Origin of the sequence: Rhodococcus sp. NPDC127593, assembly GCF_042671975.1 — a bacterium.
Lineage (GTDB): Bacteria > Actinomycetota > Actinomycetes > Mycobacteriales > Mycobacteriaceae > Rhodococcus_F.
This window is the reverse complement of record NZ_JBHXWI010000006.1, coordinates 55943-74922: the sequence shown is the minus strand read 5'-3', so window position 1 is coordinate 74922 and position 18980 is coordinate 55943. Positions and strand designations below refer to the sequence as shown.

The window sequence follows — 18980 nt, the reverse complement described above, 5'->3', positions numbered from 1 at the left end:
GCGTGGTGCCACGTCGTTGCCCGGACGAGCCTCCTTGTGAGGTTTGTCTCTAGTGTCGAAATTCCGGCAACTGGTCGTCCGCAGTTAACTCTGCGGACACCTTTGCTGCGAATACTGCGCTGGGCCCGAAATGGACCACTCCTCAGCTTCGATCGTCGGGGCTGGGAACTTGCATGAATCCTGATGAGGGGAACGAATGAGCGAGAACCGCAAGTCCGGCCTGCGCCGTGGCGCCCGTATTGCAGGCCTGGGTGCTGCTGCGGCTGTTGCACTCGGTTTGATGTCCACTGGTGCGGCGAGCGCGGATACTTTCATCCCGCTGCCTGATGGTTCGAAGGCCGGTCCGAATGTGACGTTGACGCGTACTGCGGAGAGCGCTCTGTCGTCGCCGTCGCTGGCTGCCAATGGCGTCGGTCGTGTGGCCTGGGTGTCGGGCACCGTCGTTGCCGATGTCAAGGGCATCAAGGACGTCACCGACGTTCCGGACGCGAACTCGACGACGAACAATGCGGGTACCTACAACGGTACGAATGCGTCGACGACGCATGGTGTTTCGCGGGTGTCGACCGGGTACATCGTGGGTTGCCAGGTGGATATCACCGGTCTGTCGGCGAACCCGTCGTTCAGTCTGGGTCTCGATTCGTTGTCGGCGAGTGCGGGTCTGACGGTTCCGTTGGCTTCGGGTGAGATCAAGTACGTGCCGTTGGGTGGCAAGGACATCAAGAAGGACGGCGTGTACGCGCTGCAGTACCAGGATGCGGAGCTGCAGGTGCAGAAGTGCGGTGGATTCGCGCAGGCTCGTTCGTACTCGGTCGTGGAGATCGTGGGCAACGACTACTCGAAGACCGTTCTGTACGGTGCGCCGTTCAGCATCGGCTGATTTCGGTCTCTTTCGCAGTTCTTCCCACCCACTTTCTCGCGTGCGCGAGGTTTCTATCCCTGAGAGGGGAACAATGATCATCAACCGTAAGAACGGTGTGCGTCTGGCCGCGGTCGGTGCCGCTGCTGCCGCGACCATGGGCTTCTTTTCCGTCGGTGCGGCGAGCGCCGACACGTTCATTCCGCTGCCTGGTGGTTCGATCACGCAGACGTTGGCTGACGGCACCGTGGTGACGGTGAACCTGACCGATGAGAGCGCGAACGTTTCGCCGTCGATGGGTTCGACTCCGTTGCACCGTAACGTCTGGGTCAACGGCAAGGCCTCCGTCACGCTGGACGGCGCCGGAGCCAAGGGAGCCTCGATCACCCCGGGTTACGTCCTGGCCTGCCAGGTCGACTTCGGTGCCAGCGCCAACGGCAAGACGGGCTCGACGCCGTCCGTCGCCGACGACGGCACCGTCTCTATTCCGGTCACGGGTGCCACCGGCGCCGGAATCACCCTCGGCCCCGGCCAGGCGAAGAACGTCACGATTCTCGACCTCGAGAAGAAGGACGCCTACGGCGCCGAGTCGCACTCCGGTGCCAACAAGTTCACGGGCAAGACCGGTTCGGTCACCTGGGCCGACTCGACCCTCGGAGTGAGCGGTTGCGCCGGCTACGCCCAGGCGCGCAGCTACGTCAAGGTTGCCGTCAGCACCGACAACGTCAGCAGCACGGTCACCCTGTGGGGACAGCCCTTCAGCATCGGCTGATTGCTTTCTCCATAAACAAGTAGGAATTACCCGGAATCGGGGCGCGGTAATACTCGCGCCCCGATTTTTGGCGCGTCAAAAATGCGCTATTACGCGCAAATAACGCGCCTTTATGTCTGGTAACACTTACGTAAATGCACCGTTCCGGATATTACGTTTCAGACTCGAATGCTCTAACTTTGGACCTCGCTAGGTCGTAGGTCTTCTCCGAAGGTCGGAGCAACCACGCCTGATGAGGGGAACGAATGAGCGAGAACCGCAAGTCCGGCCTGCGCCGTGGCGCCCGTATTGCAGGCCTGGGTGCTGCTGCGGCTGTTGCACTCGGTTTGATGTCCACTGGTGCGGCGAGCGCGGATACTTTCATCCCGCTGCCTGATGGTTCGAAGGCCGGTCCGAATGTGACGTTGACGCGTACTGCGGAGAGCGCTCTGTCGTCGCCGTCGCTGGCTGCCAATGGCGTCGGTCGTGTGGCCTGGGTGTCGGGCACCGTCGTTGCCGATGTCAAGGGCATCAAGGACGTCACCGACGTTCCGGACGCGAACTCGACGACGAACAATGCGGGTACCTACAACGGTACGAATGCGTCGACGACGCATGGTGTTTCGCGGGTGTCGACCGGGTACATCGTGGGTTGCCAGGTGGATATCACCGGTCTGTCGGCGAACCCGTCGTTCAGTCTGGGTCTCGATTCGTTGTCGGCGAGTGCGGGTCTGACGGTTCCGTTGGCTTCGGGTGAGATCAAGTACGTGCCGTTGGGTGGCAAGGACATCAAGAAGGACGGCGTGTACGCGCTGCAGTACCAGGATGCGGAGCTGCAGGTGCAGAAGTGCGGTGGATTCGCGCAGGCTCGTTCGTACTCGGTCGTGGAGATCGTGGGCAACGACTACTCGAAGACCGTTCTGTACGGTGCGCCGTTCAGCATCGGCTGATTTCGGTCTCTTTCGCAGTTCTTCCCACCCACTTTCTCGCGTGCGCGAGGTTTCTATCCCTGAGAGGGGAACAATGATCATCAACCGTAAGAACGGTGTGCGTCTGGCCGCGGTCGGTGCCGCTGCTGCCGCGACCATGGGCTTCTTTTCCGTCGGTGCGGCGAGCGCCGACACGTTCATTCCGCTGCCTGGTGGTTCGATCACGCAGACGTTGGCTGACGGCACCGTGGTGACGGTGAACCTGACCGATGAGAGCGCGAACGTTTCGCCGTCGATGGGTTCGACTCCGTTGCACCGTAACGTCTGGGTCAACGGCAAGGCCTCCGTCCACCTGGACGGCGCCGGAGCGACCGGTGCCGACATCCAGCCGGGTTACGTCCTGGCCTGCCAGGTCGACTTCGGTGCGGAGGCAGGCGGTGAAGCCGGCTCGACTCCGGTGGTGAATGCTGACGGTACCGTTTCGGTTCCTGTCGACGGCGGCACGAGCGCGGGTATCACCCTCGGCCCCGGTGAGGCCGTCAGCGTCGACATCCTCGACCTCGAGTCGGCCGACGCCTACGGCGGAGAGTCGCACTCGGCATACAACAGCTTCGAGGGTACCGACGGTTCGGTCACCTGGGCCGACTCGACCCTCGGCGTGAACGGCTGCGCCGGTTACGCGCAGGCACGGTCGTACGTGAACGTGTCCGTCGAGACGGACAACGTGAGCAGCACCGTCACCCTGTGGGGACAGCCCTTCAGCATCGGCTGATATTCGTTCCACCAAAGAGTCCGGGCCCGTGCACGCAGCTGCTGCACGGGCCCGGAGTTGTCTGAACGCTATTCGCGCGTCTTGTCGAGGTTCGCCGCCTTCTCGGCGGGCATGGCGTGCGCACCGTCGGAACTGGCTGCCGCCCCGCCGGTTTGGAGGCTGGCCTCGAGGATGTCGCGGATCTGGATCAGCAGGTCCGCCTCACTGGCCTTCTTGTCGGCCGGCTCGGTGATGAACCGCTTCTTCGCGGCGTTGGCCGGGACGATGAGAATGAAGTACACGACCGCTGCGACGATCACGAAGTTGATCACAGCCGTGATGACGGCGCCGATGTTGATGAAGGTGGCCGGGTTGTCGGCGATAATCTGGTAACCCCAGCCCAGATCGTTGGCGCCGCCCGCAACGGCGATCAGCGGATTGATGACGTTGTTGGTGAACGCTGTGACGATGGCGGTGAACGCGGCTCCGACTACGACCGCGACGGCGAGGTCGAGGACGTTCCCCCGGAGCAGGAAGTCCTTGAATCCCTTGAACATGTCGACGTCTCCTCGAGTGGGTGGCAAGTCATCCAGCACTGTCTGGCAAAAAAGACTAGATCAGTACGGCTCCGCGTGACGGATCACTGAAAGGTCACGGTGATCGCGCTCGTGAGGGATGCCGCGGCCACCGTCGTGGCCTCGGACGCCGGAAGGGCCAGCATCACCACGCGTTCTCGCTGGTCACGCCCGTTCTCGGACGGTGTCACCAACACCACGACGGCGCGGGACGCCAGCACGGTGGCGCCGGACCGCCGGTCCGGATTCGCTGGTGTGGCGGGATCGACCGTGAGCACGTCGACGCGATCGCCCTCACGCAGAAGTTCCGTGACAGCGGGGTCGGCGAGTCGGACTGGGACGATCCGGGCGTCGTCAATGCCGGCTGCGGCGGCGGCCAGGCGGGGGCCCAGTACCCGGACGTCGGTGAGGGCTTCACCGGCGCGGGTCGGTCCGGCGAGGGTGCGCCCGTCGACGTCCGCCACTGCGGTGACGGCCCCGTGGGGCAGGGTTCCCGCTTCGAGTTCCACCACTTCCACGTCGGCGTCCGTGAGAACGACGCCTGGTTGGAGGTCCCGGGCGGCCACCACGACTGCGGAGCGGGCGGAGTCGGGGTCTCCACGGGCGAGGAGGGCCAGTGCGAGGCAGACCAGCGCGGCGGCCAGGACGCGTCGGGCGACGAGGGTGCGGGCCCAACCGGGATGGGCGAGGTCCGACAGCCGGTCGGCCCACGACGGGCTCAGGCTGCGGTGTGCTCGGTTCGACCGGCGGCGACCGGTCTGGACAGGGTCGAACGACATGGTTCGACGCTAGGAGACCGGCGGGCCCGTGGGTGCACCGAATGGGCCCGCCTGTGGATGGGCGAGAAGTTGTGGATAACTCGCGGAGGTGCGAGAACTAGCTGGCAGCAGCCTTGGCCGGTGCGGCGGTTGCGGTGCTCGAAGAGCTGGACGAGGCCGTCGACGAACTTTCCGACTTCGCGGCGGGAGCGGAGTCGGTCTTGGCCGGCTCGCTTGCTGCGCCGGACGTGCCGCGGCTGTCGGTGCGGTAGAAACCGCTGCCCTTGAAGACGATGCCGACGGAGTTGAACAGTTTGCGAAGCTTGCCCGAGCATGCGGGGCAGACGGTCAGGGAGTCATCACTGAACGACTGGACGATGTCGAAACGGTTGTCGCATGCCGTGCACGCATATGAGTAAGTGGGCACCGGGGTTCCTCCGCACTGTGTAGTCAAACCGCAGGTTTTTAGCACTCTACAGTCGACAGTGCCAACAAGGCTAATCAGAGAACTATTCCGGGGCCGGAAGCGTCCTCAGTGTTCGCCGAGCGCGACGAGGCCCTTTCCGGGGGTGAGTGCCCATCCCATACGTACGTCATGGGGGTCCTCGGGCAGCTCGGATACCAGTTCCTCGTCGCGGACCACCGTGATCAGCCGTGTGTAGGGGGCGGCGAGGCCGAGAGTCCGGTCGTAGAAGCCGGCGCCGCGGCCGAGGCGCACGCCCCTCCTGTCGACGGCCAGGGCGGGAACGAAAATGGTCCCGGCCGAACGGATCTCGTCGGGTTCCCACACCGGTCCGGTCGGCTCGCGCAGGCCGTAACTCGCGTCGGCGAGACCGTCCGCGCCCGTGAACTCGGACCAGTGGAGCGGACCCGGTTCGCGCGTGACGGGCACGAGGACGCGTCCGGCGACCTGTCGGAGGGCGTCGAGAAAGTCCAGCGATCCCGGCTCGAGCGCGGTGGGAACGTAGGCGCAGACGGTCGATCCGCAGGAGATTCCCTGTGTGACGAGCGCGACAAGCGCCCGGTCCTCGGCGGTGCGGCGTTCGGGGGTCAGCGCGCGCCGCCCGGAGAGCACCAGTTGCCGCCACTCGTCCTTCGTTCGTGCGTGCATGCCCCAACCTTAGAGCCGACCGGCGAGCGTCCCGACGGGTTGCGGGAGGTAACCGACAGGATCTTGGTGACTATCGAGTAGGTCCGCACGGTTAAGGTGTGGGCATGACAGACGCCGCACCGCACACCGCCAGCGCCTTTCGCACGGCTGTCGTGCCCGCAGCGGGAATGGGTACGCGATTCCTCCCCGCGACCAAGACCGTGCCGAAAGAGCTGCTCCCGGTCGTGGATACCCCGGGTATCGAACTCGTGGCCGGAGAGGCCGCGGATTCGGGTGCCGGCCGGCTCGTGATCGTGACCTCGCCGGGTAAGGACGGAGTAGTCGCCCACTTCGTCGAGGATCTCGTTCTCGAGAGCAAGCTCGAGGCCAGCGGCAAGTATCACCTGCTCGAGAAGGTGCGCAAGGCTCCCGGCCTGCTCGAGGTGGAATCCGTCGTCCAGGACGAGCCTCTCGGACTGGGCCATGCGGTCGGCTGCGCGGAGTCGGTCCTCGACGACGACGAGGACGCGATCGCCGTGCTCCTTCCGGACGACCTGGTGATGCCGCGCGGAGTGCTCGAGACGATGTCGCGGGTCCGCCGCAAGCGTGGCGGCACCGTCCTGTGCGCCATCGACGTCCCCAAGGATCAGGTGAGCGCTTACGGCGTCTTCGAGGTCGAGACGGTTCCCGACGCCACCAACCCGGACGTCCTCAAGGTCGTCGGCATGGTCGAGAAGCCGGCCATCGAGGATGCGCCGTCCACGTTTGCCGCCGCAGGTCGCTACCTCCTCGACCGCGCGATCTTCGATGCGCTGCGGCGGATCGAACCCGGCGCCGGTGGCGAGCTCCAGCTCACCGACGCCATTGCCCTTCTCATCAAGGAAGGCCATCCCGTTCACGTCGTCGTGCACCGAGGCACGAGACACGATCTCGGAAATCCCGGCGGCTACCTCCGTGCTGCGGTTGACTTTGCGTTGGACATGGACGAGTACGGCCCATCGTTGCGCGAATGGCTGATCGACCGATTGAAGCGGACGGATTCCTAGAAGCTCGGGAGGCAAGAACTTGCGGTCGGTCGAGGAGCAACAGACGATCGTGACCGCGGCCGCGGTGGCACCGCGGCCGGTCCGTGTGGCGATCTCCGAAGCCCAAGGGCTGCTGTGTGCCGAAGAGGTGGTCACCGAGCGTCCGCTTCCCGGTTTCGACCAGGCCGCGATCGACGGCTATGCCGTCCGTAGCGTCGACGTCCAGGCCGCCGGAACCGACATCCGCGACGACGACGGTGCTCCCGTCGAACTGTCGCTTCCCGTGGTCGGTGAGGTCACGGCCGGTTCGCGGCAGCCGATCCGGCTGCAGCCGCGTCAGGCCGTCAAGGTCGACACGGGTGCACCGCTCCCGACGCTCGCCGACGCCGTCCTTCCACTCGACCGCACGGACGGCGGCCGGGCCCGCGTCAAGATCTACAAGCCGGTCCGCTCCGGCGACTACGTGCGCCGGGCCGGCGACGACGTACAGCCCGGAGACGTCGCAGTCCGGGCAGGCACCATCATCGGAGCCGCGCAGGTGGGGTTGCTGGCGGCGGTGGGCCGAGACAAGGTGCTCGTGCATCCCCGGCCCCGGCTGTCCGTCATCTCGGTCGGTGGCGAACTCGTCGACGTCGACCGGACCCCCGGTCCCGGTCAGGTCTACGACGTCAACTCGTACGCGCTGGCCGCCGCCGCCCGCGACGCCGGCGCCGACGTCAACCGGGTCGGTATCGCGAACGCCGACGCCCGTCGCCTGCGCGAGGTGGTGGAAGGTCAGCTGATCCGTTCCGAGATCGTCGTCATCGCGGGTGCAGTCGGCGGCGGCGCCTCCGAGGATGTGCGGGACGCACTCGCCGATCTCGGAAACCTCGAGGTCGACCGGGTCGCGATGCATCCGGGATCGGTCCAGGGTTTCGGTCAGCTGGGCCGGGACGAGGTCCCGACGTTCCTGCTCCCGTCCAATCCGGTGAGCGCCCTGGTGGTCTTCGAGGTGATGGTGCGCCCGCTGATCCGCATCGCGCTGGGGCGCAGGCAGCCGATGCGACGCGTCGTCACCGCCCGCACCGTCGCACCGATCACGTCCATCGAGCACCGCAAGGGTTTTCTCCGCGGTCAGCTCATGCGCGACGAGGCCACGGGGGAGTACCTCGTCCAAGCTCTCGGCGGGGCGCCGGGCGCGTCCTCGCACCTGCTCGCCACGTTGGCCGAGGCCAACTGCCTGGTCCTCATCGACCCCGAGATCACCGAGGTCCGGACCGGTGACCAGGTGGACGTGGCCTTTCTGGCGCAGCGGGGCTGATGACACCGCGACAGTGTGAGACGGGATGACACAGCATCCGGGTTGGCCGCCGCATCTCGGGCCCCTGCGGGTAAAGGGTGGCGTCGTCACCGTGCGCGCCATCAGGTTGCGTGACGCGGCCGCGTGGAGCCGTCTGCGCATCCGCGACCGTGCGCACCTCGAACCGTGGGAGCCGACGGGGGAGGCGCCCTGGGAAGCGCGCCACCATATTTCAGGATGGCCCGGACTGTGCAGCAGTCTGCGGTCGGAGGCCCGGAAGGGTCGCATGCTGCCGATGGCCATCGAACTCGACGGCAATTTCTGCGGCCAGATCACGATCGGCAACGTGGTGCGGGGTGCACTGCGCTCCGCCTGGATCGGTTACTGGGTGGCCAGCGACGTCAACGGGCTCGGGGTGGCCACGGGCGCACTCGCGCTGGGGCTCGATCACGCCTTCGGACCCGTGGGGTTGCACCGCGTGGAGGCAACCGTGCGTCCGGAGAACCTGGCGAGCCAGGCGGTGCTCCGCAACGTCGGCTTCCGCGAGGAAGGTCTCCTCAAGCGCTACCTGGACGTCGACGGGCAGTGGCGCGACCACATTCTGGTCGGCATGACCGTCGAGGACGTGCCCGGCACGGTGGCGGATTCGCTCGTGCGGAGTGGCAAAGCCACCTGGGCGTGACCGCCGTGGTGGATATGGACAAACGTCCAGCTACGCGGCAGTTATCTGACGGTATCAAAGCTTCCTGACCGGGGCTCCGCTTTCGGCGAGTCTTTGCCGGATCGTTCCCTATGCCTTCGCGAGGCATGTCGAGCACCACATTTTCGCGTTACGCATGTGACACCTGAGTATGGTGAGATCGGCGCGTCTGCCAAGATGTGCGTGTTCATGCGGTTAGCCTGGGTGGGTCAACAGCGGTATCCATGCTGGTAGACGATTGGGAGGAGGTCGCAATATGCCGAACTCGTTTCTCTGGATCGGGCTCGTCGTCGTGTGGCTCTTCGTCCTGGTTCCGATGCTGGTGAACAACCGCCCCCGGATTCGGCAAACCAGTGACGCAGCACTCGCGACGCGTGTGCTGCACCGCGGTGACGAACGTCCCGTGCAGCGTGGACCCGCGGCTGGACACCGCAGCGACCCGTACTGGCAACCGGTACCGGACCACTACGGCTACGACGCGGAGGACCTTGTGGACACTCACGCAGAGGAAGACGAATTCGACGGTGAGCGGGCACCGGTCGGTGAGTACGTACCGGCGCGCCGAGGGCGTGGCGGCTTCGATCCCGAGGCCGACGCGATCGCGCGCGAGGCACGGTACGGGTTTCGCCAGCGGTCAGTTCTCGGGCTCGTGTTCGCGACGATCATGTCGGCGGCGCTCGGGCTGATCATCTCCCCGCTGATGTGGTGGGCGTTCGCAGCCGGTGTGGTCGGCCTGGTCGGCTACTTGGCGTATCTGCGCCGGCAGGTCCAGATCGAGCAGGAGATCCGCCGTCGACGGACCGCGCGTCTCAACCGTTCGCAGTTGGGTGTCGAGTCCCGCAGCGACGAGGAACTCCGCCTCATCCCGGCCCGGTTGCGGCGTCCGGGTGCCGTCGTCCTCGAAGTGGACGACGAGGACCCCGAATTCGACCATCTCGAACACTTCGACGACGCGCAGATGCAGCAGGCCACGATGCGCCGAGCTGCCGGTGAGTAGCCGGGCGAATCGGGCCGAAAGCTACGTCGGTGTAGGCGATTCGCTCCCGCCGCGGGTGGCCTGCTAGAGTTTGCCGAGCGGATCGCAGGATCCGCACGGGGCTGTGGCGCAGTTGGTAGCGCGCTTCGTTCGCATCGAAGAGGTCAGGGGTTCGATTCCCCTCAGCTCCACCACAGAAGAGGCACTCACTCCATTCGGAGAGAGTGCCTTTTCTGCATTCCGGACCAGGTGAGCGCCGTCGTCGGGGGAGCGAGAACGTGGCACCGCGCGAATGCTCGGCTCTTGGATTTGCCAAAAGGTAACTGAATGCTGTGTACTGTCCGTAGGTCATCAAGGGGTCGATCGCACGGGGTGGAAATACATGCAGGCAATGGACAAGATCTCGAAGTTCTTGGAGCCGGCAACGGTGGTCGCGACCATCACCGCGACGATGTTGCTGGTGAACGTCCTGTGAACTCCGGCCGACCAACCGAAGTCGCGAGGGTCGCGTCGGAGAACCCAGCCTTCCGCTGACCGATCAGCACCTCCACGCGACAACACCGAACCCGCAGGGGTTCTCAGAACTGCTCGAGTCCCACCTGGCTCGGGCACCGCTGGTGGTGCCGGTTCCCCGACACCGGCACCACCAGCACCTCCGCTCGGTTCGCTCGATACCATGACAGCGGCGACGTCGCCGTAGACGTGGTGTCGTGTCGTGAATACGAGGGGGGTGCACAGTGAGCGCGCGTCGTGTTGTTCGAAGGCTGACCATGGTCGGACTGGCGCTGGCCTTCTTGTCCGGACTCGGCTGGGTCACCGTCTCGGTGTTCCCGTCCGACGCCTCCGCCGATCCCCAGTATCACGACTGCGCCAGCAGTCGATGCGACGACGCTTCCTCGGAGTCTGCCGGCGGCGGCAAGCCACAGGATCCTCATCCGCCGTGCGAGAGTCGCCGCGGCTGCGGTGGCGGAGAACCCAGCGAGACACGGGAACCCAGCGAGACCACCGAACCGTCCGAGACCACCGAACCGTCCGAGACCACCGAACCGTCCGAGACCACCGAACCGTCCGGGACCACCGAACCGTCCGGGACTGCCGAACCCACGAAGACGTCGACTCCTTCGACATCACGTGTCGTGGTTGCGCCTCCGCCCCCGATCCAGCTGCCGCCGGCGGGGGAACCGAAGGTCGTGCGCCCCGACTTCCCCGGCGACGACGGTTCCGGAGACGACTCGGGTTCCGACGCTGTTGCCGCCCCGGGCTCCGAGGGCCCTGCCGCACCCCCGGCGTCCGGGGGAGCGGCGGCCGGAGGTTCCGGTTCCGGCGCCGCCGCGGCAGCTCCGGGGGTCAGCGGTCCGGCGGGTTCCGCACCCGAGGATCGGCCTGCCGGGGAGACACCGAGCAGCGACGGACCGTCGTCCGCCGCGGAGGCACCGGCCCAGGGCGATCCGGCCGCTGCGCCGCCGGGAATGGTTCCCGTGGTCCACAGCGAGCCGTTGCCTGCGATCACCGTTCTCGGTGGCGTCGGCGTGCTGCTGTGCTGCGCCGGCGGGGTGGGTGCGCTGACCTTCAAGGGTGCTCGCGCACAACAGGCGCGCATCGCGGCCGCGCGGGCGGAATTCTTCCCGTCCGCTTCGAGTGGAGGGATGTAGTCGTGGGGGCGAACAGATCTCATCGCCGGGTCGCGGCAGCCGTGGACGCGGTGTGTGACGCGGCGGCCCGTGCCGAAGTAGTGTCACTCCGGCACGTGGTGGACGCGGTGGCCCGCGAACGGCAGCGTCCCATCGAACTCGATTTCACGACATCGATGGCGCCCGGTGTGTGCGGCCAGAGACGCGCGTACCCGGACCGGGACGTGATCGTGCTGGCCCCGGGCCTGCCGGACCTCGACCGCACGCTTGCGCATGAGCTGGGTCACATCGTGTTTCGGCACGAAGGAGCCGAGATCGTCGCCGCGACGCTCGAAGCCGGCGACGATCTGATCGCCTACATGCTCAGTCAGCGGTCGCGACGGCGGGAAGACGAGCAGCCGTCCGACGAGGTGGCCGAGTGGGAGGCCGAGACGTTCGCGTCGATGCTGCTCATCCGGTTGAACACGATGCGAGGGCGCGGGACTCCCGTGTCCGTGCTCCGCTACGACGAGGCGATCGGCTGATGGGCTGGCTGGTTTCTCTCGTCGTCTGGACTGCCGCGGGTGCCCGGATCGGCCGGGTCGCCGCGCGTCAGCCGACGCCGCTGCGCGTGGCGATGGTGGTGGCGGTGTCCAGCGCGGCCCTCGCCTCCACGTTGGCCGTTCCGGACGTCGCCGGGCGTCTCGACACGGTGGCCCCGGCTGTCGGGCTGTCGGAGATCGTCCTCGAACTGGCGTGGACGCTGTTCGCCGCCGCGAGCGCGGTCGGCGCGATCTCCGTGTGGCCGATACTCCCGCGTCCTGCGCTGCGCGCTGTCGCCGTGGTCGTCTACACCGTGGCCGTCGTGCTCGGAATCGGGCTTGCCGGTGGGTATCCCGTTCCGGCGCTGGTGTTCATCGTGATCGCGCTGGCCGCGGTGGTCGTGACCGGGGTCCGGCACGTCGCGTGGACACCGCTCGGCCGCGGAATCTCACTGATCGTCGTCGGATCGGCGATCGTCCTGGCGGCGGCTGTCGTAGGACTGGTGCGTGAGGTGCCGGGGGAGACATGGGCCGTCGGCTCCTCGTCGGCATACACCGTCGCGGCCGTGGTCGTGTCGGTCGGCACCGTCTGGGTGCTCGTCGAGACGTGGCTGCGCGCACGGCAGGACCTGCGCCGCATGAACACTGTGCATTCGGTGCTCGTAGCACGGTTCCCCGAGGTGGTCGAGGGCGACGGCAAGGGGAGCACAACCGTTCTCCGCGCCTCCGACGCGGTTGCGCACATCATGGATGCGCTGTACCTGCAGGCGGGCGCGGGCATGCTCGACACGGACGAACAGGATCTTCCGGAATCGACCGCCGAACGCGCGGGGATTCTCGCCCGCTGGATCGACGACCCGGTCGCCTCGGACGTCCTCGACACCGAGTGGATCGCGCCGCCCCAGGGCATGTCGCCGCGCCGATGGGTGCTGGATCTCGCCGACGCGTACGAGGACTTCCGCAAGACCAGTCCCGCCCCGGCGAGGGCGGACACCCTCGAATCGGCGACGGAGTAGCCGGGTACTACTGCAGGTACCCCTCGACCTCGGCTTCGGGGCGCACCGTGGCGTCGTCGGGATCCTCGCCGGCGTGGAGGCGGGCGCGTCTGCGCCGCAGGAGGTCCCAACACTGATCGAGCGAGGTTTCCAGCGCCCGCAGCCGGGCCTGTTCTTCCTGCGGTGCCAGGCCCTCCTCCTGCAACTGTGTCCGCAGTTCGTGCTCCTGCTCGACGAGGGCTTGAATTCGATCGGCGATCTCGTGGTCGTCCATGCCTGTTCCTCAGCTCGTGACAGTGATCATTTCGGAGAGTCGGTGACCAGCCACCCACAGGGGGAGGCGAGGTCTTCTGCCTCCGGCGGTCCCATGGATCCTGCGGGGTACGGCTTGGCCGGGGGAGGGTCACGCAGCAGCGCGTCGGCGACGGTCCAGACGTGCGCCAAGCCGTCGGGGCGCGTGAACAGAGACCGGTCGCCGTGCAGGACGTCGAGGATGAGACGCGAATACGGTGCGAGGGCGTGGGCGAGCGGCACTGTGTCGAGGGGCAGGCCCAGGTGCCCCACCGACAAGCTGTCGTCGGGTCCGGGTTCCTTGACGACCATGGAGATGTCGATCTCGCCGTCCCCGGACAGATCGAACGTAAGGACGGCGCCGTCCGGCGGAATGTCCGTGAGCGGGCCGCGCGGACTTCGGAAGACCAGGCTGACCCGTTGCCGGCTGACGCCCAGCATCTTTCCGGTCCGGAGGAGGAACGGCACCCCACGCCAGCGGTCCGTGTCGACCCACAGCCGCGCGGCGACGAATGTCTCCGTCGTCGAATCGTCCGCGACACCGTCGACGTCGCGATATCCCTCGTACTGGCCGAGCACCACGTCGGCGGTGTCGAGGGGACGGAACGTCCCGATCACGGATTCACGGGCAGATTGGAGGTCGTCGGCACCCAACGTCTCCGGCGGCTCCATCGCGATCTCGGCGGCGACCTGGAACAGGTGGGTCACCAGCATGTCCAGGACGGCACCGGTGGCGTCGTAGAACCGGGCGCGGTCGTCGATGTCGAGTGTCTCGGGCACGTCGATCTGTACCTGCTCGACGTGTTCCCGGTTCCAGACGCCCTCGATCAGCCCGTTGGCGAAGCGCAGGATGTGCAGATTCTGGGTGCTCTCCTTGCCGAGGAAATGATCGATCCGGTAAATCTGCTTCTCGTCGAGGACGTGGTGCACGGCTTCGTCGAGTTCGGTGAACGCCTCCTGGGACGTCCCGAACGGCTTCTCGTACACGACGCGTGCGCCACGGGCCAGGTCGTGAGCGCCGAGCGCGCGGGTGGTCTCGGCGAACGTGCTGGGTGGCAGGGCCAGGTAGTGCACCAACTGCGCGTCCGCCGCGCCGAGGTCTTCCCGCGCCTGCCGCACGGCCGCGGGGAGCGTTCCCGGGTTGTCCGGGGTGAAGCCGCCGCCGGCGAATCTCAGCCGCCGGGCGAACGCCTCCCAGTCGGTGTCGTCGTGCGCCACTCCGAACTGGTTGACGACGTCGCGCACGTGGTCGCGGAACTGATCGTCGGAGACGTTGCCCCGACCGGTGCCGATCAGCATCCACTCGGAGTTCAGGAGCCCCGACCGGGCGAGCTGGAAGAACGCGGGGAGGACCATACGTTTGGACAGGTCCCCGGTGGCACCGAAGAGGACGAAGATCGTGGGACCGAGCTGCGGTCTGTCAACCATTGCTCCATCATGCGCCACGTGAGCACGCCGGGCAGGGCATTCCGGCGGTGTCGTCGGGTGCGCTCGGTGAGTCCTACCCGGGCGTCGGGTGCGGCCCGCGGCAAACTCGTTGCCGCCCAACGGCTCCGGTGATCAGCGGGACGCGTCCGGTGGGACCTCCGGCAACCCCTCGCTGGCGCGAAGTTTCTCGGCCATCGTGGTGAGCAGGTTCTGCGACTCTTCGGATAGGTCGAACGCGCGGCTGGAGAGCTTGCGAAGTCCGTATCCCTGGAGTTGAGAGAGAAGCTCGAGATCGTGGTCGATCTTTGCGGCGTAGATGTCGTTGAAGAAGTAGTCGGGCTTCACCTTGAAGAAGCGAGCGAATGCCGCGACCGTCTCGTCGGAGGGGTTGGTGCGTTGTCCCGATCGGAGCTGGGAGATGTAGGGCTTCGAGATCTGATGTCCGTCTGCGATGAGTGCCGCCGCGACCTCAGCGTTGGTATGCGGTTTGCGTCCCGGAGGGTGGACCGTGTCGAAGAGCTTGTTCAACCGCGCAGCAAAATCTGCCATTGTGAGCCGCCGGGTCCTCTCTCGTGCGGGCGTCAGTCGTGTGAACGACACCGTACCACGATGATAACCGATTGATAACTCACGGACATAGGGGCAAAACGTCGTCGGCCGGCGCCGGACTTATCTCATATATGTTTCAACGATCGACTGCTCTCCGCTCGTTGATCGCAGACATTTCGGATGCCCTCTGTGCTCGTCACGCGCGTTCTACCGTTGAAAGTTCAAGAGAGGTGCCGGTGCGAGGTGAGCCGTGGTCGTCCCGTCGGTCGCGGCCGCCGCCGCGACTGCGTGGTTGCCCTTTCAATCACTGGGAGTTAGCTGGCAACGTTGCAGGGCTGTGTGCCGTGAGGCTGCGGTGCCTATATCCCCAGTTCAGGGCAATTGTGTTGCGTTGCGCATCGCAACGTCGAGAGGTCGCTCGCGGCCTGCGGGGCTTTGTGAACACTACTGTGAAGCAGTGGCATCCGCACGGGCTCCGGGCCGCCGGTCGCCGATCCGCCCCTCGGCCGACATGCGATCTTTGCGGGTCTCCCCGTTCGGTTGGACGATTGTCCAGCTCAGGCGGGGTTCCGCCGCTCCGGCGCACCCCCGAGTCTGGTCAAATCTGAAGCCGTCGGGGATGATTGTGATATGGAACACAGAATGAGTGACGCCGAGCTTCGGAAGGCGATTCGAGTTCTGCGCGAGCGCGCCGACGACGCCCGGCATCGAGGAAACGACGACGACGCCAACGGAATCGAGAGGACGATTCGTACCTATCAGGAAGAAATGACACAGCGGTTGTGAACTGTTACGAACCGGCCAGGTGAGGGCCGGTTCGCGTTTCTTCTCGGGAAGGGGCACCGCTGCAGTTGCGTGCGCGCAATCAGATTGCGTGCGTAGACTTCCAGCCGACACGGATCGGTGACGACGGGGGCTCGCACGGCTATGGCGATCAAGACGCTGGACGGCAAGAAATGCCTGATCACGGGTGCAGGTAGCGGGATCGGGCAGGCGACCGCCCTGGCGGCCGCGGCGGAGGGCGCCGAACTCTTTCTCACCGACATCAACGAGGTCGGCCTGGCGCAGACGGTCGAACAAGTCGGCAGCCGCGGGGGCACCGTCAGTTTCTCGCGCGCGCTCGACGTGTCCGACTACGACACCGTCGCCGCCTTCGCCGCCGATGTCCACGATCAGTTCGGCAGCCTCGACGTCGTCATGAACGTCGCCGGTATCTCCGCGTGGGGGACTGTCGAGAATCTCGAACACCGCCACTGGAAGTCCATGGTGGACGTCAATCTGATGGGTCCGATCCACATCATCGAGAGTTTCCTGCCCTCGATGGTGCGGGCGGGGCGCGGCGGTCACCTGGTCAACGTCTCTTCCGCTGCCGGACTGCTGGCCCTCCCGTGGCATGCAGCCTACAGCGCAAGCAAATTCGGGCTCCGCGGAGTGTCCGAGGTTTTGCGGTTCGATCTCAAACGGCACGGCATCGGCGTGAGCCTCGTGGTTCCGGGTGCGGTCAAGACGCCGCTGGTGGGGACGGTCGAGATCGCTGGGGTCGATCGCGAGGACCCGCGCATCCAGAAGGCCATCCACCGCTTCGAGAAGCGGGCCGTCACGCCCGAGAAGGTCGCGTCCTGCATCATCGCCGGTATCAAGAAGGACCGGTACCTGGTGTACACGTCGCCGGATATCCGGTTCGGCTACTGGTGGGCGCGCAAGTTCTCGCCGCCGTACGACTTCGTGATGCAGAGGGCCAACGACCAGTTCAGCAAGTTCCTGTAGGCACTAGAAGTCTCCGCCCCGGGCGGGGGCGCTCGGGGCCAGCACCGTCCCATCGGTGAATCGGACGCCGTCGGTGCACCGGCACTCCACCTGCCCGCCGCCGAACTGCTCGGCGTGAAGTCGCGCGTACAGCCCTTGTCGCGCAAGGAGTTCGGTGTGCGTGCCGCGTTCGATCAGCGCTCCCTCGTCGATCACGAAGATCACGTCGGCGTGCTGGATGGTGGACAGCCGGTGGGCGATCGCGAGGGTGGTGCGTCCGCGCATCACCTCACCGAGAGCTCGCTGGACGAGTCGCTCGGAGACCGTGTCGAGTGCGGACGTCGCCTCGTCGAGGATCAGTACGCGAGGGTTCTTCAGCAGCACCCGTGCGATCGCCAATCGCTGCTTCTCGCCACCGGACAGGCGGAATCCTCGTTCGCCCACGAGGGTGTCGTATCCGTCGTCGAATCCGAGGATGCGGTCGTGAATGTTGGCGGCCGCCGCGGCGGCCTGCAGTTCGGGGTCGGTCGCGTCCGGTTTGGCATATCGAAGGTTGTCGGCGATCGAGGCGTGGAACAGATACGGGTCCTGGGTGACCATTCCGACCGCCTCGGCGAGCGAGCTCATGGTCAGGTCGCGCACATCGTGGCCGTCGACCCGGACGGCGCCACTGTCAACCTCGTACAGGCGCGGCACGAGATAACAGAGCGTGGTCTTGCCTGCGCCGGACGGTCCGACGAAGGCGGCGAGCTGACCCGGCTCGATCCCCAGCGACGTGCCCGCGACCGCCCAGCGCCGGCTGCGACGTTCCGCCGGTTCGGTTTCGGGCGTCGCCGCGGCCGGGAGCCGAGGCGCGACGGTCGCGACGCCGCGCATGCCGCCGCCCCCGCCGCCGCGACCCAGGCTGCGCAGTGCCACCGGGTCGGGATCGGCGGTGGCCAGCCGGACGGGCGCGGGATACGCGAAGTACACGTCGTCCAGCTCCACCCGCCCGGGGGAGTCCGCGGGCAACTCGACGGCGTCCGGGCGGTTCACGATCGCGGGTTGCAGGTCGAGGTACTCGAAGATGCGGCGGAACAACGCCATCGACGTCTGGACGTCGAGGGTGACCCGCATCAGCGAGACCAACGGTTGCAGCAACCTGGCCTGCAGGGTCGAGAACGCGACGAGTGTGCCCGCCGACAGCGCCGCGGAACCGCCGCTGACGAGATACCCCGCCAGCAGGTAGACGAGAGCGGGAGTGATCGCCATGAACGAGCTGACGACGGCGAAGAAGCCCTGCCCCGTCATGGCCTGCCGCACCTGGAGTTCGGTCTGCCGGGCGTTCTCGGTTCGATACCGGTCGAGTTCGGTGTCGGCCTGGTTGAACACCTTCGTCAGCAGCACACCCGAGACGCTCAGCGCTTCTTCGGTGATTGCGGTCATGTCCGACAACGACTCCTGCGTCTTGCGCGCCAGAACCCGTCGCCGGGCGCCGACCCGCCGCTGCAGGTAGACGAAGCCGGGGAGCAGCGCAACCGCGAGAAGCGTCAGCTGCCACGACAGCAGCAGCATCGCGATGAGGGACGCCGTGACGGTGACGACGTTCGACAGGATGCTCGACGCCGTGGACGTGAGGACCGACCGCACCCCACCGACGTCGTTGGCGAGACGCGATTGGATCGAGCCGGTCTTGGTGGACGTGAAGAACGCCAGTTCCATCTTCTCGAGGTGAGCGAACAGACGCTCCCGGAGATCCGCCATCGACAGGTTGCCGACCTTGGTGGTGAGGTAGCTCTGGCCGACGCCGATCAACGAACCCGCCAGCGTCACCACGATCATGGCCACGACGAGCCACAGCAGCAGTGTCAGATGGACACCACTGCCGTCGGTGGGAAACAGTGCGCGGTCGAACACCGCCTTCGTGAGGAACGGATTCACGATGCCGAGCAGTGAGGACACGACGATGGCGGCCGCGACGAGCGCAAGCCACCCGCGGTAGGGACGCAGGAGCGCCCAGATGCGGGGGAGCAGCGAAGGCTCGGCGGGTGCTTCCGAGGCCTGCTGTGTGGAGGTGGGACCGGTCGCGGGCATCTCCCCATCGTGCCCATCCGCCGCGGTCCTGGCGAGCCGATTCGACGTGGCCC

The 18980-nt window shown here is 66.4% G+C and carries 21 protein-coding genes and 1 tRNA gene; 14 read left to right on the top strand and 8 right to left on the bottom strand.

The annotated features are described in order from the left end of the window. The first annotated feature begins 196 nt into the window (after positions 1-196). The 4 genes from ACFVJ3_RS07035 to ACFVJ3_RS07020 all read left to right on the top strand — a co-directional run bounded on the left by ACFVJ3_RS07035 (position 197) and on the right by ACFVJ3_RS07020 (position 3311). On the top strand, positions 197-880 hold the full coding sequence (locus ACFVJ3_RS07035) for an MspA family porin (RefSeq protein ID WP_378451383.1): 684 nt from the start codon (positions 197-199) through the stop codon (positions 878-880). A gap of 73 nt (positions 881-953) precedes the next feature. Continuing rightward, positions 954-1631: an MspA family porin gene (locus ACFVJ3_RS07030; protein ID WP_378451384.1), complete on the top strand. Its 678-nt coding sequence runs from the start codon at positions 954-956 to the stop codon at positions 1629-1631. Positions 1632-1876: 245 nt separating this feature from the next. After that, positions 1877-2560 carry an MspA family porin gene (locus ACFVJ3_RS07025; RefSeq protein WP_378451383.1) on the top strand — a complete coding sequence of 228 codons (684 nt, stop codon included), beginning with the start codon at positions 1877-1879 and terminating at the stop codon, positions 2558-2560. Between the two features lie 73 nt (positions 2561-2633). Beyond that, positions 2634-3311 carry an MspA family porin gene (locus ACFVJ3_RS07020; RefSeq protein WP_378451382.1) on the top strand — a complete coding sequence of 226 codons (678 nt, stop codon included), beginning with the start codon at positions 2634-2636 and terminating at the stop codon, positions 3309-3311. Between the two features lie 68 nt (positions 3312-3379). On the opposite strand, the gene mscL is transcribed toward ACFVJ3_RS07020, so the two are convergent. From mscL to ACFVJ3_RS07000, 4 genes are all read right to left on the bottom strand, one after another. Further along, entirely contained in the window at positions 3380-3847 is a 468-nt protein-coding gene (gene mscL, locus ACFVJ3_RS07015) for a large conductance mechanosensitive channel protein MscL (protein ID WP_378451381.1), read from the bottom strand. 83 nt (positions 3848-3930) lie between these two features. Continuing rightward, positions 3931-4644: an SAF domain-containing protein gene (locus tag ACFVJ3_RS07010; RefSeq protein WP_378451380.1), complete on the bottom strand. Its 714-nt coding sequence runs from the start codon at positions 4642-4644 to the stop codon at positions 3931-3933. Positions 4645-4741: 97 nt separating this feature from the next. Continuing rightward, positions 4742-5050 carry an FmdB family zinc ribbon protein gene (locus ACFVJ3_RS07005; protein ID WP_005238679.1) on the bottom strand — a complete coding sequence of 103 codons (309 nt, stop codon included), beginning with the start codon at positions 5048-5050 and terminating at the stop codon, positions 4742-4744. A 105-nt stretch (positions 5051-5155) separates the two neighbouring features. After that, positions 5156-5734: a 5-formyltetrahydrofolate cyclo-ligase gene (locus tag ACFVJ3_RS07000; protein WP_378451379.1), complete on the bottom strand. Its 579-nt coding sequence runs from the start codon at positions 5732-5734 to the stop codon at positions 5156-5158. A 104-nt stretch (positions 5735-5838) separates the two neighbouring features. Here ACFVJ3_RS07000 and ACFVJ3_RS06995 point away from each other — a divergent pair, with 104 nt between their 5' ends. From ACFVJ3_RS06995 to ACFVJ3_RS06960, 8 genes are all read left to right on the top strand, one after another. Beyond that, positions 5839-6759, top strand: a complete 921-nt coding sequence (locus tag ACFVJ3_RS06995) for a UTP--glucose-1-phosphate uridylyltransferase (protein ID WP_378451378.1) — start codon at positions 5839-5841, stop codon at positions 6757-6759. A 19-nt stretch (positions 6760-6778) separates the two neighbouring features. Beyond that, positions 6779-8038 (top strand): gephyrin-like molybdotransferase Glp, encoded by a 1260-nt coding sequence (gene glp, locus ACFVJ3_RS06990; protein WP_005238688.1) that lies wholly within the window; start codon positions 6779-6781, stop codon positions 8036-8038. 25 nt (positions 8039-8063) lie between these two features. Beyond that, positions 8064-8699, top strand: coding sequence for a GNAT family N-acetyltransferase (locus tag ACFVJ3_RS06985; RefSeq protein ID WP_378451377.1), 636 nt, complete (start codon positions 8064-8066; stop codon positions 8697-8699). 274 nt (positions 8700-8973) lie between these two features. Next, positions 8974-9714 (top strand): gephyrin-like molybdotransferase receptor GlpR, encoded by a 741-nt coding sequence (gene glpR, locus ACFVJ3_RS06980; RefSeq protein WP_378451376.1) that lies wholly within the window; start codon positions 8974-8976, stop codon positions 9712-9714. Positions 9715-9811: 97 nt separating this feature from the next. Further along, positions 9812-9887 (top strand) — tRNA-Ala (locus ACFVJ3_RS06975). Between the two features lie 543 nt (positions 9888-10430). Further along, positions 10431-11345, top strand: a complete 915-nt coding sequence (locus tag ACFVJ3_RS06970) for a cell surface protein (RefSeq protein ID WP_378451375.1) — start codon at positions 10431-10433, stop codon at positions 11343-11345. A 2-nt stretch (positions 11346-11347) separates the two neighbouring features. Next, positions 11348-11848, top strand: coding sequence for an ImmA/IrrE family metallo-endopeptidase (locus ACFVJ3_RS06965; RefSeq protein ID WP_378451374.1), 501 nt, complete (start codon positions 11348-11350; stop codon positions 11846-11848). Beyond that, entirely contained in the window at positions 11848-12861 is a 1014-nt protein-coding gene (locus ACFVJ3_RS06960; RefSeq protein ID WP_378451373.1) for a hypothetical protein, read from the top strand. Before ACFVJ3_RS06965 ends, ACFVJ3_RS06960 begins: the two co-directional genes overlap by 1 nt. Positions 12862-12868: 7 nt before the next feature. Here the strand turns inward: ACFVJ3_RS06960 and ACFVJ3_RS06955 are convergent, their stop codons facing one another. From ACFVJ3_RS06955 to ACFVJ3_RS06945, 3 genes are all read right to left on the bottom strand, one after another. Then, a complete protein-coding gene (locus tag ACFVJ3_RS06955) occupies positions 12869-13114 on the bottom strand; it encodes a DUF2630 family protein (protein WP_378451372.1) in 246 nt (81 codons plus the stop codon). Between the two features lie 26 nt (positions 13115-13140). Then, positions 13141-14559, bottom strand: a complete 1419-nt coding sequence (locus ACFVJ3_RS06950; protein WP_378451371.1) for a glucose-6-phosphate dehydrogenase (NADP(+)) — start codon at positions 14557-14559, stop codon at positions 13141-13143. Between the two features lie 132 nt (positions 14560-14691). Beyond that, positions 14692-15108, bottom strand: a complete 417-nt coding sequence (locus ACFVJ3_RS06945; protein WP_005238699.1) for a helix-turn-helix domain-containing protein — start codon at positions 15106-15108, stop codon at positions 14692-14694. Positions 15109-15750: 642 nt separating this feature from the next. Here ACFVJ3_RS06945 and ACFVJ3_RS06940 point away from each other — a divergent pair. Beyond that, the gene (locus tag ACFVJ3_RS06940; protein ID WP_005561362.1) at positions 15751-15894 is read left to right on the top strand and encodes a hypothetical protein; all 144 of its coding nucleotides are present in this window, start codon (positions 15751-15753) and stop codon (positions 15892-15894) included. 141 nt (positions 15895-16035) lie between these two features. Beyond that, a complete protein-coding gene (locus ACFVJ3_RS06935; protein ID WP_378451370.1) occupies positions 16036-16875 on the top strand; it encodes an SDR family oxidoreductase in 840 nt (279 codons plus the stop codon). Positions 16876-16878: 3 nt separating this feature from the next. Here ACFVJ3_RS06935 and ACFVJ3_RS06930 read toward each other — a convergent pair whose 3' ends face one another. Then, positions 16879-18927: an ABC transporter ATP-binding protein gene (locus tag ACFVJ3_RS06930; RefSeq protein ID WP_378451369.1), complete on the bottom strand. Its 2049-nt coding sequence runs from the start codon at positions 18925-18927 to the stop codon at positions 16879-16881. Positions 18928-18980 lie beyond the last annotated feature (53 nt).